The sequence below is a fragment of the Streptomyces sp. NBC_01454 genome (assembly GCF_036227565.1).
In the GTDB taxonomy this organism is placed as follows: domain Bacteria; phylum Actinomycetota; class Actinomycetes; order Streptomycetales; family Streptomycetaceae; genus Streptomyces.
This window is the reverse complement of record NZ_CP109460.1, coordinates 1,138,012-1,152,125: the sequence shown is the minus strand read 5'-3', so window position 1 is coordinate 1,152,125 and position 14,114 is coordinate 1,138,012. Positions and strand designations below refer to the sequence as shown.

The following is a 14,114-nucleotide window of genomic DNA, read 5'->3' as shown; positions in this document are numbered from 1 at the left end:
GACCGGGGCCGCACCGTTCGCCGTCCGTGACCGGGCCGGCGACTGGACCGGGGGGAAGAGGACATGGCCAAGGCCCTGATCATCGGTGGTGGCATCGCGGGGGCGGTGACCGCGATGGCGCTGCAGAAGGCGGATATCGACGCGGAGATCTTCGAGGCCCATCCGAGCGGCGCCGACGATGTCGGCGCCTTCCTCGTGGTCTTCGCCAACGGCCTGGAGGCGCTCCGGGTGATCGACGCGCACGGCCCCGTCGTCGCCCACTCCTTCCCCGCGCGGCGGGTGGAGTTCTTCGACGGGAGCGGGGAGCGGCTGGGGGCGCGGCCGATCGCCGGCGCCGCACAGGGCGCCGGCCTGGGCCCGCGCATCCTGCGGCGGGCCACGCTCTCTCAGGTGCTGCACGCCGAGGCGGCCCGCCGCGGAATCGCGGTGCGGCACGGCAAGCGGCTGGTCGGCGCGGAGACCGTGGCCTCCGCCGAGGGCACACGGGTCATCGCCACCTTCGCCGACGGCAGCCGCGCCGAGGGCGATGTCCTCATCGGCGCCGACGGCCTGCACTCCGTCACCCGTGGCCTCATCGACCCGGCCGCGCCCCGCCCCCGCTACACCGGCCAGGACACCGTCTGCGGCTATGTCCGCGACACCGAGATCCCGCTCCCGCCGGACACCTGCACCCTGATCCGCGGCAAGCGGGCCTTCTTCGGCTGCACCCGCGCTCCCGACGGCGCGGTCTGGTGGTTCGCCCACGTCCCCGGCACGGAACTGGACCGCTTTGATCCGCCGGCCGTCACCCCCGGCGCCTGGCGCGAGCGGGTGGCCGACCTCTTCGCGGACGACGACACCCCGGCCGCCGCCCTGGTCCGCGCCAGCGGCGACCGCGTCATCGCCTCCGGCGCCTATGACCTCGCCACCATCGCGACCTGGCACACCGACACCATGGTCGTCCTCGGCGACGCCGCCCATGCCGCCGCACCCCACGCCGCCCAGGGCGCCTCCATGGCCATCGAGGACGCCCTCGTGCTCGCCCGGTGCCTGCGCGACCGGCCCGACGCGCAGAGAGCCTTCGCCGCGTACGAGGAGCTGCGCAGGGAGCGGGTGGAGCGGGTCGTGGCGGCGAGCGCGGGCATGGCCGAACTCGTCGTCGGCGGGGACACCGGGGCCACCGACCGTTCCGCTCCCCGGGACGGCGCACAGCGTGGCAGCGCGGGCGCCGACGACTGGCTGACCGGGTACCGCATCGAGTGGTGAGCCGCCGGGCGCGGCGGGCCGGAAGCGGCCGGGTCCCCGGCCCGGCCGGCCCGTCGCCCGGCCGCCGCTCCGCCGGCACCGGCCGTTCCTCCACTCTCCACCGTCTCCGTGGTCCCCTCCGACCCCAACTCCCGTACGCTGCTGCCCGATCGTCCGGGCGACCGACCGGACGGGCGGCGTCCGGACCGGTGCCGGACGGCCAACGACCTCCAGGAAAGCGGGGAACATGAACGGCAAGCGGAGTGTGGGAACGGTCGCCGTCGCGGCGGCGGCACTGCTCGCGGTGAGCGGACCGGCGGGCGCCGTACCCGCCGGCGCGACCTACGGCACCAGCACGTCCGTGGGCGTGCACAACGCCTACGACAAGGGGAAGTACCCCTACTTCGCGGACGCCCTGGACTCCGGCGCCGCGCTGCTCGAACTCGACCTCTGGACCAACGGACTGGGCAGGTCCTTCCGGGTCTCGCACGCCAACCCGCTCGGCAACGACAACAACTGCGAGGGCGCGGCCGACGCGTCACAGCTGCGCACCAAGGCCCGCAACCAGGACTTCGCCGGCTGCCTCGCCGACATGAGGGCCTGGCACGACGCCCACCCCGGCCACCGTCCCATTCTGCTCAAGGTCGAGATGAAGGACGGCTTCAACGCCAAGGGCGGCCGCGGCCCGGCCGAGTTCGACGCACTGGTGCGCCAGAAGCTGGGCGACGCGGTCTACGGCCCCGGCGACCTCGCCGGCGGGCACGCCACCCTGGACGAGGCGGTGCGGGCCGGCGGCTGGCCGGCCCGTGCCGACCTGGCCGGCAAGTTCCTCTTCGAGCTGATACCGGGCACCGTCGAGGAGAAGAACCCGTTCGACAAGCTGTGGACGGACGTGGAGTACGCCGGCCACCTCAAGGACCTCGCGGCGCAGGGGAAGCTGGCGCGGTCCACGGCGTTCCCCGCGGTGCACGGCGCGGCCCCCGGCGACCCCCGCGAGCGCTACGCGGACCCGGCGCTGCGCCCCTGGTTCGTGGTCTTCGACGGTGACGCCGCGACCTATCTGAACGGCAGTATCGACACCGCCTGGTACGACACCCGCCACTACCTGCTCATCATGACCGACGCACACAATGTGCCGCCGGCCATCGACGCCACCCACCCGACCGAGGCGCAGGCGCTGTCCCGGGTCGGTCAGCTGGCCTCGGCACATGCGAGCTTCGCCACCGCCGACTGGTATCCGCTGCCGTCCGTCCTCAAGACCGTGGTGCCGCGCGGGGCCTGACCCCGATCGCCTCGGTTCCGGGGGCCGGCCGGGCCGCCTTCGTGGCCGGCCCCGCGGTCGCCCGCCGGTAGAGCGCGGCCACGTCCGCACCGAACCGGCTGCTGTACGAGACGAGGTCGTCACCGCCTTCGTCGAGACCGCCTATCACGCCGATCAGCGAGCCGGTGCCGGTGCCCGGGTCGAGGTCGGTGAGCATCGGCCCGCCGCTCGTCCCGTTCGGGAACCCCGGGCAGGCGAAGCGGAGTTGGGTCGGGCTCTGGACGTCCGCCGTGTGCCGGCAGCTGACCGCTCTGTCCTGGTCCTCGGGGTAGCCGGTCAGCTGCGCCGGGCGTCCGGGCGGCGCGTCGAAGCGGATCCGTTCGGCGCCGGTGACGTCCTCGATCCGGCCGCCGGCCCGCCCCGCCCGGCGCACCCGCAGGAACGCCACGTCGTGGTCGGGGTCCCGGTTGCTGATCCAGCGCGGGTCGACATCGATCCGGCTGGGCACCCACAGCCCGAACGACGCGACCCCGTCGTGCAGACCGGGTGCGAACACCAGCCGGGTACGGAAGCCGTCGTCGTGCACACAGTGCGCCGCGGTGACGACCAGGTCGCCCGCGGGGGAGTGCACCACGCTGGCCGTGCAGTGGTGGACCGGAGTGCCGTCGTCGTCGGGGGAGAAGAGCGCGCCGACCGCCGGCGCGGGGTCCGCCGGGGCCGCCATGAGCGGCCGCGACACCGACGTCGGGGCGGCCATGGCGGTGCCGCGCCGGGCCGGGACCAGCGGCCCCGGCCGCTCCACATACGGTCCGGAGAGCACGGCGGCGGCGGCCCGCTCGCCCTCGGCCGGCGGCGCGAGATACGCCCCGGAGGCGGGGTCCCCGGGGGCCAGGTACGGGTCGTGCGACGAGGAGCGCAGCGCCAGTGCCGCGCTGCCCACCACGATGGCCACCACCCCGAGCGCCAGCGACGTCCGCAGCGGGACGCCCGGCCGGCCGCGCCCCGTGCACGGCGGCCCGCCGGGAGCCGGGCAGCCGGGGGCCGCCGGTGCTCCGGCGCCCTCGTCCGTCCGCCCGGGGTCGTCCGCCGGCGCGGTACCGCGTTCGCTCGTCGTCACCGGCCGCCGCCTCCCCGCATCAGCCGGTGTCACCCCGTCGGACGCGGGATCGGCACCGGAACCAGACATTTCACCCAGTCTGATGCAGGGCGGGGCGTCGCGGTTGGCTCACCTGGGCAAATCCTCCGCACCGAGGGCCAAGAGCACGCCCGCATGGCATCGGAACACCCGTCACATCCGGGGTCCGGTAGGCCGGATGGCCGGGTCGTACCGTGCGGGGCGACGGCGGGGCGCGGCGCGGTTCCGTTAGGCCGGTCGGGTGAGCCGGACCGCCTGCCCCGCGAGGTGGTGTGCGATCAGCGCCTCGGCCAGCCCGACCTCGTTCGGGAAGTCCATCGGGACGATGCCCAGGCCGGTCCAGCGACTGCCCTCCGAGCCCGTCAGCAACCCCTTGACCTGCGGGTTGAGGCGGTCCGCGTTGGAGCGGGGCGGGAGCCAGGCGGAGGTGCTGACGTAGTTGACGAAGAGCTTGCCCGGCTGGGTGACGGCCTTGCGGAACTGGGCCTCGATCTTCGGGTACTTCCCGAACGGCTCCGCCATGTAGTCGTCCTGCACGTCGAACAGCTGCGGATCGGCGTAGCGGACGCCGCCCAGGCCGTCGGAGTCCGCCAGCAGCACGACCCTGCCGCGGGCCTGTCCCAGCGTCGGCAGCCCGTCGTCCAGGCGGAACAGCGGACGGTAGCCCTTGTCGTCGAGGTAGCTGACGAAGATCCGGCGGAAGTCGTCGGCGGAGACCTCCGAGTACTCCTGCTTGACCCGCATCAGCACCGTCTCGGAGGGGTGTGCCTGGAGGAACGCCCGGCAGGCGTTGAGCACATCGCCGAACATCAGCTGCTGGTAGAACGCGCCGTGGTGGATGGCGAAGACGCCGTCGACGGCCCGGCAGCGGACATCCAGAAAGCGGATGCCGGAGGCGAGTTGCGCGTCCACGGAGGTGTTCTGGCAGGCGACCCAGGGGCCGCCGATCCGGGCACCGGAGTCATGGGTGCCCGGGATCGTCAGCCGCTGGACGGGGGTGGAGTCGCCGAGCGCCGACATCCAGTCCTGTACGGACACCGCGGAGGGGCGGCGCTGTGCCGCGCGCGCCGTGAACTGCCCGCTGCCGATGCCCGTCAGCGCCCCGGCGGCCGACAGCCCGGCCGCGCCTCTGAGGAACCCCCGCCGATCCAGTCCCAGCCCCATGCCGCTTCCCCTGTCCGTCGAGTCTGCGTGCCCCCGCACCGGCCGCTCCGGTACGAAGCTGCGATCGGGGCATCGAACCACATTGACCGTGGACATGACACCCGGCCGGCGGACCTGTGGGTCACACCGGCCGGGTGGGGACGGCTCTCAGACGCGGAAGGCCAGGGACAACGCGAAACGGTCCGCGCTGTCCGTCCACCAGCTGTTCAACTCCAGTCCGGCCGCGGCGAGTTCCGCGCGCACGCCCTCCTGGCGGAACTTGGCCGAGACCTCGGTCCGCATCTCCTCGCCCGCGGCGAAGGTCACCGCGAGATCTACGCCGGGGATCTTCACCGTGAGGTCCTGGCGGGCCCGCAGCCGCATCTCGATCCACTCCTGCCGGGCGTCCCACACGGCGACGTGGTCGAAGTCCGCCGGATCGAAGTCGCCGCCCAGCTCGCGGTTGATGACCTCCAGGACGTTCTTGTTGAACGCGGCCGTCACCCGCTGCGGATCGTCGTAGGCGGCCACCAGGGTGGCCTCGTCCTTGACCAGGTCCGTGCCGAGCAGCAGGGCGTCGCCCGGGGACAGCATGGCGTGCACCGAGCGCAGGAAGGCCGCGCGCTCGTCCGGCAGCAGATTCCCGAGGGTGCCGCCGAGGAAGGCGAGCAGCCGCGGGCCGGGGGTGTCGGGCAGTTCGATGCCCCGCTGGAAGTCGGCGACCAGCGCGTGCACGGTGAGACCGGGATGGTCGCTCAGCAGCGCCTCGCCCGCCGCGGCCAGCGCCGATTCGCTGACGTCGATGGGCACATAGGTGTGCAGCGAGCCGAGCGCGCCGATGAGGTGACGGGTCTTGTCGGACGAACCGGAGCCCAGCTCGACCAGCGTGCGGGCCTGCGTGGCAGCGGCGATGTGATCGGCGCGGGTGAGCAGGATCTCCCGCTCGGCGCGGGTCGGGTAGTAGTCGGGCAGCTTGGTGATGTCCTCGAACAGCTCGCTGCCGCGGGCGTCGTAGAACCACTTGGGCGGCAGCTGCTTGGGAGTGCGGGTCAGCCCCTGCGTGACATCGGCGCGCAGCGCGGCCGCGGTGGCGTCGGCGGGGAGGGTGCGGGTGATGCTGAGCGGGCTCACGTGGCGGGCTCCTTGAGCGGGGTGAGGTGGACCTCGGTCCGGGTGGCCCGCAGCAGGGTGCGGTCCGGGACCTCGGTCCAGTGGGGGGAATCGTTGTACGGTTCGGAGGCGACGGCTGTGCCGCCTCCGGGGACGGCCAGGTGGCAGAGCGTGTCGCCCCAGGCGGTGGCGGCGATGGTGGTGCCGTCGGTGAGCAGCAGATTGAGCCGGGAGCCGGGTGCGGCGGCGGCGACGGCCGTGACGGTGGCGGCCAGTGCCTCGCCGAGCTCGTCGTCGCGCTCCAGCCGGTGCCGGACCAGCGCCCACAGGAACGCCGCGTCGCAGCGGGCCGGCAGCCGCAGCAGCTCCCCGGCGGGCAGCTCCGCGGCCAGCGGGGCGAGTGAGTCCGGCCAGCCGGTCACCGCGCCGTTGTGGCTGAACAGATGGCGTCCGGCGGCGTACGGCGCGGCCGCGGCCTCGGCGTCCGCACCGGCCACCGTGGCGTCCCGCACGGCGGCGAGCAGCGCGCCGGTGCGTACCACCCGCGCCAGGTCGGGCAGCTGCTCGTCGCCCCAGATCGGTCCGGCCCGCCGGTAGCGGGCGGGCACCGGGTCGCCCGGCGCGTACCAGCCGATGCCGAAGCCGTCCGCGTTGACCGTGCCGTGCCGCTGGTGGCGCGGTGCCCACGACTGCCGGTAGAGGCTGTGCGGCGGGGACAGCACCAGGCGCCCGAAGGGTATCTCCGGCCCCAGATAGGCGAGATGACGGCACATCAGTACATGACCTTCCGGACCGGCCGGGCGGTGGGCCTCATGCGCCCGCCTCCGGGTCGGCGTCCCGGGCGGTACGGAACCCGGAGAAGATCTGCCGCCGCACGGGCAGGTCCCAGTTGCGGAAGGTGCCCCGGCAGGCGACCGGGTCGACCGCGAACGACCCGCCGCGCAGCACCTTGTACTCGTCGCCGAAGAACACCTCCGAGTACTCCCGGTAGGGGAAGGCGGCGAAGCCCGGGTACGGCAGGAAGTCGCTCGACGTCCACTCCCACACATCGCCGATCAGCTGCCGTACGCCCAGCGGGGACTGTCCGTCCGGGTAGCTGCCGATCGGGGCGGGCCGCAGATGCCGCTGGCCGAGGTTGGCGTGGGCCGGGGTGGCGTCCTCGTTGCCCCAGGGGTAGCGCCTCGCCCGCCCGGTCGCCGGGTCGTAGCGGGCGGCCTTCTCCCACTCGGCCTCGGACGGCAGCCGCCGCCCCGCCCAGCGGGCATAGGCGTCCGCCTCGTACCAGCTCACATGCAGGACCGGCTCGTCCGGCGGCACCGGCTCGGTCACCCCGAACCTCCGGCGCAGCCACTGGCCGCCGTCCCGCTTCCAGAACATCGGGGCGTGCAGCCCGTGTTCCTGTACCTGCGCCCAGCCCTCGGGGGTCCACCAGCGCGGGTCCGCGTAACCGCCGGCCTCGAGGAACCGCTGGTAGGCGCCGTTGCTGACGGGTGTGGTGTCGATCAGGAAGGCGGGGACCAGCCGGGGGTGGGCGGGCCGTTCGTTGTCCAGCGCCCAGGGCTCGGTGGAGGTGCCCATGGTGAACGGGCCGCCGGGTATGAGGACTTCGGCCGGAATGATCTCGTCCGTGACGGGCGGCGGCTCGGGCGCGGTGAGCACGGCCGGGCCGTTGCGCAGCTGGTGGGTGATGAGCATGGTCTCGTCGTGCTGCTGCTCGTGCTGGGCGATCATGCCGAAGGCGAAGCCGGAGTCCAGCAGCGGACCGCCGTGCAGCGGGGTCCGCTCCAGGATGTCCAGCACCCGGCCGCGGACCTCGGCGACATAGCCGTGCGCCTCGTCCGGCGCCAGCAGCGGCAGCGAGGGGCGGGTGGCGCGGGGGTGCTCGAAGGCGTCGTAGACGGAGTCGATGTCGGGGCGCAGCGCGTCACGGCCGCCGACGGTGCGCAGCAGCCACTGCTCCTCCTGGTTGCCTATGTGTGCCAGGTCCCACACCAGGGGGGACATCAACGGGGAGTGCTGGGCGACGAGATCGGGATGCTCGACGCAGGTGGTCAGCAGGCGGGTGCGGTCGCGGGCGGCCAGCAGCGCCGAGGCAGCCCGCTCACGAAGGAGCTCGGGGTCGATGGTCACTGGCTGTCCTTCTCAACGATGAGGTCGCCCTCCGCGGCGTACAGGGCGTCGAGATGATCGTCCGCGGGGCAGCGGCCGCGGGCCACGTAGCGCTCGGTGAACTCCACGACCGCCGTGCACACCTCGGGCGAGGCGCCGAGCCGCGGCAGGGCCTCCTGCGCGGCGGCGAAGCAGGCAACCGCCGCGGCGTGCAGCTCGGGGTCGGTCAGTGCCCCGCGGGCGGCCCGCCGCCACAGCGGATTGCGCGGCGCCGGCCGCGCACCGGCGGTCTCCGCGAGGGGCTTGACGACGCGGTAGGCACGCTCCGTGGCCTCCGGGTCGTCGAACAGCGCGGCGGTGACGGCCAGCGGCACGATCCACCCGGCCTCGCCCGACTGCGCGTCGATCATGCGCAGTTCCAGATGGCCGCGCGGACGCACGGGCGGGAAGAGCGTGGTGACGTGGTAGTCCAGATCCTCCTGGGTGGGCGGCCGGGGGACGCCGGTCCGGACCCACTCACGGAAGGTGAGACCCTCCGGCGCGTCCCACGGGCCGTCCTTGGCGCGGATGCACATCACCGGTGCGTCCATGACGTAGCGCACCCAGGCGCCGCGCGGGTCCGGCCCCTGCGGCGGGGCGAGGGTACGGGCCGGGTCGAGCTGCGACCAGACGACCTGGCGGGTGGTGCGGTAGCCGGTGGGGCAGCCCTCGCTGGTCGGCGAATTGGCGAACGCCGCGGCCAGCACCGCACCCAGCAGATGGGCCAGCAGCCAGCGCCGGCCGTGGCCGAACGGGCCGGGCTCCTCGTACCCGGCGTCCACACACACCTGCACGGAGGCGGTGGCGCACATCATGGACCTCCCGGCGGAGCCCCAGTGGTCGAAGTACGCCTCCATGGCGTTGTAGCGCGGCTCGGTGAGGACCCGCTGCGGGCGGTGCCAGGGGTTGTGGCCGTGGCCGGCCATGCCCAGACCCATCGCCCGCATGGCGGGGCGGACCAGGGCGAGATCGGCGGTGATGGCCTCGATGCAGCCGGTGAGGGAGGTGGCGGCGGGCGAGCTGAGTTCCAGCTGGCCGCCCGGTTCGAAGGTCAGCAGGGAGTTCAGGGGAAGGGCGCGCAGGGTCGTGGCGGCGCTGCGCAGCCGGGCCGGTTCGACCGGACACCGGGGGTTGCGCGCGTCGTGGACCAGCCACTCGATCTCGACCCCGAGACGGCGCGGTGGCCCGGTCTTGAAGCATATTCCGCGCAGGTGAGCTTCAAGCTCCGCTTCCGTGACAGCAGGCCTTACGGGCATGGAATCCCTCTCCCTCGTGGGGCGGCGGCAGGATTGCCGCCCTCCACCTAATCTGTTGCGGGCGATGCGCTCAAGAGCGCATCCGCCGCCCGGACGGCGGCGGAGGGGCTTTCACCGGGCCGACGGGCCGTCCGGACCGGAAGACTTCCCAAGGGTGCCACGGCGCCTCCTGGGCACCAGGAAGGCCGCTCCGCCCGCCGTGGGGTCCGGCGACCCGCCGGGTGACCGGCGGACGGGGGCGAGCGGAACGTACGGCTGTTCGAGTGAGTGTGCGGCGGGGTGTGGCGTGACGGCGGCTTCATGTGCGCTTCATGCGGCCGGCGAGTGTTCCGGTCGGCTCGCCTCGTGGCGGACGGGGGCGGCACGCGCACCCGCGACGCCACTGGGGCGAGCGGACGGGTTCCTCTCTGCCGTGCAGCGTCCTTCACACCGCGAAGTAGTCGTTCCAGGCGTCGACGAGCATTTGCCGGACCGCCTGGTCGGCCTGTTGTGCCGCCTGATTGAACGTGCCGGTCACGCCGTAGTAGTAATACGCTCCGTCGTTCGTGGCCATATGGTCGTCGGCGGGATTGTCGACGTGGCGGCTGAAATGGAGATTCGCGAAGGCTGCCGCGGCGGAACAGATGTAGTACACCCAATTCCCGGTCCGGTTCTCCATGGCATTCGTGATACGCCAGTTGTCCATGGGCATGCTGATCCCATCCCCCTCTTTCGCTTCCGATTCCGCTCTTTCGCTGACGATTTCGCGGATCAGACCGCGGACAGCGTGATGTCGCCCGTGTTGCTGACCGTCATGCGGTAATCCTGCGGACTGTGCTCGACCTTGGCGAGGACGACCTCCCCCCTGCCGTCGTCCCACTGCCCCTTGATCTTCCAGTCGTCGTCCCAGATGATGCACCTGCCCCGGCCGGTCTGCACGCTCAGCGGCTTGTCCTTGTGCTGCGAGATCCATGCGTAGGCGTCGCTGTACGACCTCGGGTGCACGGACTCGCTGTCCCCGGCGTGCTCCTCGTTGACGAAGGACACGTACGAGTTCGACTGGTTGTCGCAGCCCTTGATTCCAGTGGTCATGCGGTATCGCTTTCCTTTCGCTGGACATGGCGAATTCGACGTACCCGACATGGCGGTGGCTCCGGCACATACGAATGCCGTGCTTTCGGACCGGCCGTATCGAGGCACAGCGCAAAAATTACCGAGGTGCGGGGGCCTTTGCGGGGCAACGGAGGTAATCGGCTGGAAAGTTGATCCTGGCCGGTTGGGTGCTCTTGCGCAGAACCGGAATGGCGAATGTCATCTACCGTGACCGCAGAGGTTCTTGTGCCGCCGCTTTCCCGCCCGCGCGCCCTCTCCCGCTCTCTTGTGCGCTCTCCCGAGGGCCCCGGGGCATCGCGCTCCGTATCGCCCTCGCGTACCATCGCTGTCCCTCGCACAGGGAATCGATATCGCCCGGATCGCGGTCAGCCTGGCCCGAGGCATCCGGCGAGGACGACGGACACGGAAGAGGACGGCGACGGCATGACGGCACGCCCCTTGGCGGTCTTCGACCTGGACGGCACGCTCGCCGACTCCACCCACCGGCAGCATCTGCTGGAGCGCACCCCCCGCGACTGGAAGGCCTTCTTCGCGGCGGCCCCCGGGGACCCGACGTTCGCCGAGGGAGTGGCCCTGGCGCTCCGCAGCGCCGAGGACTGCGCGGTGGTCTACCTCACCGGCCGTCCGGAGCGCTGCCGCCGCGACACACTGGCCTGGCTCGCCCGACACGGCCTGCCGAAGGGCCGGTTGTGGATGCGCCCCGACCACGACCGGCGCCCGGCCCGGCACACCAAGCTGGAAGTCCTGCGCCGGATCGCCCTCGACCGCCAGGTCCGCCATGTGGTCGATGACGACGAACTCGTCTGCGACGCATGCGAGAAGGCCGGCTTCCCGGTGATCCGCGCCCGCTGGTCGTCCCCGTCCGACACCTTGCGGGACGCCCAGCAGCGGGCGGGCGCACTTAGAACTTCTAACGAAATGCTTTGCAAGGTGGTTGGATCACTCCGGGACTGATGATCTGGGGTGCGGGGTGGCGCGGTCGAAGCCATGGGAAGTCGACGGCGAGCTGTGGGCGGTGATCGAGCCACCGCTGCCCAAGGTCGAGCGTCGGGCTCGGCACTCCGGGCGCAAGGGTCATCCGGACCGGCTGGTGTTCCAGGGCATCCTGTTCGTCCTGCATACCGGGATCGCCTGGGAACACCTGCCGCAGGAACTCGGCTTCGGTTCGGGTATGACCTGCTGGCGCCGCCTGGCCGAGTGGACCGAGGCCGGTGTGTGACCCCGGCTTCACGAGGTTCTCCTCGCCGAACTCCGCACCGCAGACGCCCGGGACTTCTCCCGGGCGGCGGTCGACGGCTCCCACATCCGGGCGTTAAAAGGGGCACCAAGACGGGACGAAGCCCTGTCGACCGGGGCAGGACGGGCAGCAAGCATCACCTGATCACCGACGCCACCGGTATCCCGCTCGCCGCCACCTTGACCGGCGGCAACCGCAACGACGTCACCCAGCTGATCCCGCTGCTTCAGGCGGTACCGCCGGCGCGGGGCAAGCGAGGCCGGCCCCGGCGCCGCCCGGACGTGGTGCTGGGCGACCGCGGCTACGACCACGACAAGTACCGCCGTCTGGTCCGGGATCTCGGCGTGAAGCCGCTGATCGCCCGCCGGGGCACCGAGCATGGGTCCGGACTCGGCACCCAACGCCGGGTCGTAGCGCGCGTTCGCCCACCTGCACTGGTTCCGCCGCCTGCGGATCCGCTGGGAGATACGCAAAGACATCCACGAAGCCTTCCTCGCTCTCGGATGCGCACTCATCTGTTGGTGACGCCTGAACTCATTCCGAAAGGAGATTCAAGGGTGACTCTTGCGGCCAGGCACACCGGAAGCGATGGGCCGAGAGCTGTGGGCGCCTTCTGCGAAGAGGTCAAGTCCCATGGCACCTGCGACGGCTGACGAATCGTTCGCGTCTACCCTCCTCGTGAGACGAGTCTTGAGAGGATCATGTCGAGTATGACGACTGCGGACATAGCCATGGTGACAGGCGCGAACCAGGGAATCGGGCGAGAGGTGGCCCGACAACTCGCCGCTGTGGGGATGGTGGTCTATCTCGGTGCGCGCGATCGGGAACGGGGCCGTGCGGCCGCACGTGAGTTGTCGGCTGGTGGAGCCGACGTGCGGTTCGTGCCCCTGGACGTGGCAGACCAGTCGCAGGTCGAAGCCGCGGCTCGGACGATCGAGGCGGAGTGCGGCAGGCTCGACGTACTGGTGAACAACGCGGGCATCGGCGGCACCCGCCCGGCAGTGGAGGAGACGACCGCGGACGATTTCACGGACGTCATGGACGTCAACCTGCTCGGCGCGGTCCGGACGACGCACGCCCTTCTGCCTTCATTGCACAAGGGCCGGCGTCCGCGCATCGTGAACGTGACGAGCGGCCGCGGATCGTTCACCATCAACGACGACCCGGAGAGCATGGAATCCCGGTTGCAGGGCCTGGTCTACCCCGTCTCGAAGGCGGCCTTGAACATGCTCACCTACCAGTACGCCCGCGCCCTGCCGGGCTTCCGCGTCAATGCCGTCGACCCGGGGTTCACCGCGACGGCACTCAACAACCACACCGGTACCAGCACGCCCGCGCAGAGCGCCGCGACGGTCGTGCGGCTCGCCCTGGCGATCGACGGGCCCAGCGGACGGCTCTTCGACTCCACAGGTGAGGTCGGCTGGTAGCGAGGAACCGCGGGTTCACGGAGTTCTCGCCGGGGACCGCCCGCCCGGTGCCGAATAGACCGGGGCCGGCGTGGGGCCTCGGTTGCGTGACGTTCTTGCCCATCCGCTGGGAGATACGCGACGAAGCGAAGCCTTCCTCACCCTCGGATGCGCACAGTTCTCCTGGCGATGTCCGAAGCCATTTCGATGGGAGTTCTTAGGGCCGGTCGTCTCGGACGCTGACGTCACCGACCGGAGGCAAGCTCGGCCAGGTGGTGCAGCGAGTTGGTGAGATGCTCGGGGCCGAATGGCGGGAACTGGATGTACTCGCGGATGGACTGTGGCACCGCCGACCAGTCGTAGGTGAGCGTGACCTCGGTCTCGGACGGGCCGAGCGGCGCAAGGTCGTAGCGCCAGGTCCAGCCGCCGAACTCCAGGTGACCGTCGTCCTTCTCCGTCCCGGTCCGCCAGCCGATGGTGCGCGGCGGGTCGAGCACGTGGACCTGGTTGGCCACCCGGTAGTCACCGTCGGGATGGTTGGGGTGGTACATGTCCATGCGGAAAATCTGGCCCACCTCGGTCAGCGGCGCCCGGTCGGCGGCTTTTTGCACCCAGCCGGTGCCATCGATCGCGGAGTGGGTCGTCGGGTCCGCCAGCACCGCGAACACCCTCGCGTCGGGCACGGCGACCGTCAGGGTGGCGCTCACGTTCTCCTGGTCCACGGTGTGCACGCTCCTTGTCCTCGCATCTCGGCCTCCCGCGGGCGCGGAAGGGGGACGTCCCCCTCTGCAGACGACGCGACGACGCGGAACTCATCGGTCGTGGGGGCGGAACCCGCACCCGTGCGAGTAGGGGCGGGCTCGTACGGGGCACGTTACGAGGACGCCGGCATTCCCGCTGCTGAAGTCCTGAGACGACTGTGGCCCGGCGCCGGGCGGGTGGCGGTGGGCGAGCAACCGGATACCGCTCGGTATCGGTTGCCGCCCCACTGCCACCCGGGCTTCCGGCGCCGGGCCCCTGTGTCCGCTCTGTCTGCCGCTGTAGGTTCCTCATGATCATTGACACTGTTTCCTGCAGAAACGCCGAAATCCGGGTCAGATTG

At 71.7% G+C, this 14,114-nt stretch carries 13 protein-coding genes and 1 pseudogene; 5 read left to right on the top strand and 9 right to left on the bottom strand.

From position 1 onward, the window contains the following. The first annotated feature begins 63 nt into the window (after window positions 1-63). Window positions 64-1,245, top strand: coding sequence for an FAD-dependent monooxygenase (locus OIU81_RS04940; protein ID WP_329144202.1), 1,182 nt, complete (start codon window positions 64-66; stop codon window positions 1,243-1,245). A 226-nt stretch (window positions 1,246-1,471) separates the two neighbouring features. After that, entirely contained in the window at window positions 1,472-2,506 is a 1,035-nt protein-coding gene (locus tag OIU81_RS04935) for a phosphatidylinositol-specific phospholipase C domain-containing protein (RefSeq protein WP_329144200.1), read from the top strand. Here the strand turns inward: OIU81_RS04935 and OIU81_RS04930 are convergent. The 8 genes from OIU81_RS04930 to OIU81_RS04895 form a co-directional block, all read right to left on the bottom strand. Then, complete coding sequence (locus OIU81_RS04930; RefSeq protein WP_329144198.1) at window positions 2,478-3,602, bottom strand: trypsin-like serine peptidase; 1,125 nt, start codon at window positions 3,600-3,602, stop codon at window positions 2,478-2,480. The two genes, OIU81_RS04935 and OIU81_RS04930, sit on opposite strands and share 29 nt — an antisense overlap. 246 nt (window positions 3,603-3,848) lie before the next feature. Then, a complete protein-coding gene (locus OIU81_RS04925) occupies window positions 3,849-4,784 on the bottom strand; it encodes a phosphatidylinositol-specific phospholipase C (protein WP_329144197.1) in 936 nt (311 codons plus the stop codon). Window positions 4,785-4,931: 147 nt separating this feature from the next. After that, entirely contained in the window at window positions 4,932-5,894 is a 963-nt protein-coding gene (gene egtD / locus OIU81_RS04920; RefSeq protein ID WP_329144195.1) for an L-histidine N(alpha)-methyltransferase, read from the bottom strand. Continuing rightward, window positions 5,891-6,646 carry an ergothioneine biosynthesis protein EgtC gene (egtC, locus tag OIU81_RS04915; protein WP_329144193.1) on the bottom strand — a complete coding sequence of 252 codons (756 nt, stop codon included), beginning with the start codon at window positions 6,644-6,646 and terminating at the stop codon, window positions 5,891-5,893. Before egtC ends, egtD begins: the two co-directional genes overlap by 4 nt. Before the next feature lie 37 nt (window positions 6,647-6,683). Continuing rightward, a complete protein-coding gene (gene egtB / locus OIU81_RS04910; RefSeq protein ID WP_329144191.1) occupies window positions 6,684-8,003 on the bottom strand; it encodes an ergothioneine biosynthesis protein EgtB in 1,320 nt (439 codons plus the stop codon). Further along, entirely contained in the window at window positions 8,000-9,277 is a 1,278-nt protein-coding gene (gene egtA / locus OIU81_RS04905) for an ergothioneine biosynthesis glutamate--cysteine ligase EgtA (protein WP_329144189.1), read from the bottom strand. The genes egtB and egtA overlap by 4 nt, the downstream gene beginning before the upstream one ends. Before the next feature lie 424 nt (window positions 9,278-9,701). Further along, entirely contained in the window at window positions 9,702-9,968 is a 267-nt protein-coding gene (locus OIU81_RS04900) for a hypothetical protein (RefSeq protein ID WP_329144187.1), read from the bottom strand. Window positions 9,969-10,027: 59 nt separating this feature from the next. Continuing rightward, window positions 10,028-10,348 (bottom strand): hypothetical protein, encoded by a 321-nt coding sequence (locus OIU81_RS04895; RefSeq protein WP_329144185.1) that lies wholly within the window; start codon window positions 10,346-10,348, stop codon window positions 10,028-10,030. Between the two features lie 444 nt (window positions 10,349-10,792). Between OIU81_RS04895 and OIU81_RS04890 the strand changes: the two genes are divergently transcribed. The 3 genes and pseudogenes from OIU81_RS04890 (at window position 10,793) to OIU81_RS04880 (ending at window position 13,033) form a co-directional block, all read left to right on the top strand. After that, window positions 10,793-11,323, top strand: coding sequence for a phosphatase domain-containing protein (locus OIU81_RS04890; RefSeq protein WP_329144183.1), 531 nt, complete (start codon window positions 10,793-10,795; stop codon window positions 11,321-11,323). A gap of 16 nt (window positions 11,324-11,339) precedes the next feature. Continuing rightward, window positions 11,340-12,131 (top strand): annotated as a pseudogene (locus OIU81_RS04885) (IS5 family transposase). A 176-nt stretch (window positions 12,132-12,307) separates the two neighbouring features. Further along, window positions 12,308-13,033, top strand: coding sequence for an SDR family NAD(P)-dependent oxidoreductase (locus tag OIU81_RS04880; protein ID WP_329330909.1), 726 nt, complete (start codon window positions 12,308-12,310; stop codon window positions 13,031-13,033). A 224-nt stretch (window positions 13,034-13,257) separates the two neighbouring features. Here the strand turns inward: OIU81_RS04880 and OIU81_RS04875 are convergent, their stop codons facing one another. Further along, a complete protein-coding gene (locus OIU81_RS04875; protein ID WP_329144180.1) occupies window positions 13,258-13,734 on the bottom strand; it encodes a polyketide cyclase in 477 nt (158 codons plus the stop codon). Window positions 13,735-14,114: the final 380 nt, after the last annotated feature.

Coding starts and splice junctions, on each gene's coding strand:
- OIU81_RS04940 (WP_329144202.1), top strand. CDS start 64: ATGGCCAAGGCCCTGATCATCGGTGGTGGCATCGCGGGGGCGGTGACC.
- OIU81_RS04935 (WP_329144200.1), top strand. CDS start 1,472: ATGAACGGCAAGCGGAGTGTGGGAACGGTCGCCGTCGCGGCGGCGGCA.
- OIU81_RS04925 (WP_329144197.1), bottom strand. CDS start 4,784: ATGGGGCTGGGACTGGATCGGCGGGGGTTCCTCAGAGGCGCGGCCGGG.
- egtC (WP_329144193.1), bottom strand. CDS start 6,646: ATGTGCCGTCATCTCGCCTATCTGGGGCCGGAGATACCCTTCGGGCGC.
- egtA (WP_329144189.1), bottom strand. CDS start 9,277: ATGCCCGTAAGGCCTGCTGTCACGGAAGCGGAGCTTGAAGCTCACCTG.
- OIU81_RS04900 (WP_329144187.1), bottom strand. CDS start 9,968: ATGCCCATGGACAACTGGCGTATCACGAATGCCATGGAGAACCGGACC.
- OIU81_RS04895 (WP_329144185.1), bottom strand. CDS start 10,348: ATGACCACTGGAATCAAGGGCTGCGACAACCAGTCGAACTCGTACGTG.
- OIU81_RS04890 (WP_329144183.1), top strand. CDS start 10,793: ATGACGGCACGCCCCTTGGCGGTCTTCGACCTGGACGGCACGCTCGCC.
- OIU81_RS04880 (WP_329330909.1), top strand. CDS start 12,308: ATGTCGAGTATGACGACTGCGGACATAGCCATGGTGACAGGCGCGAAC.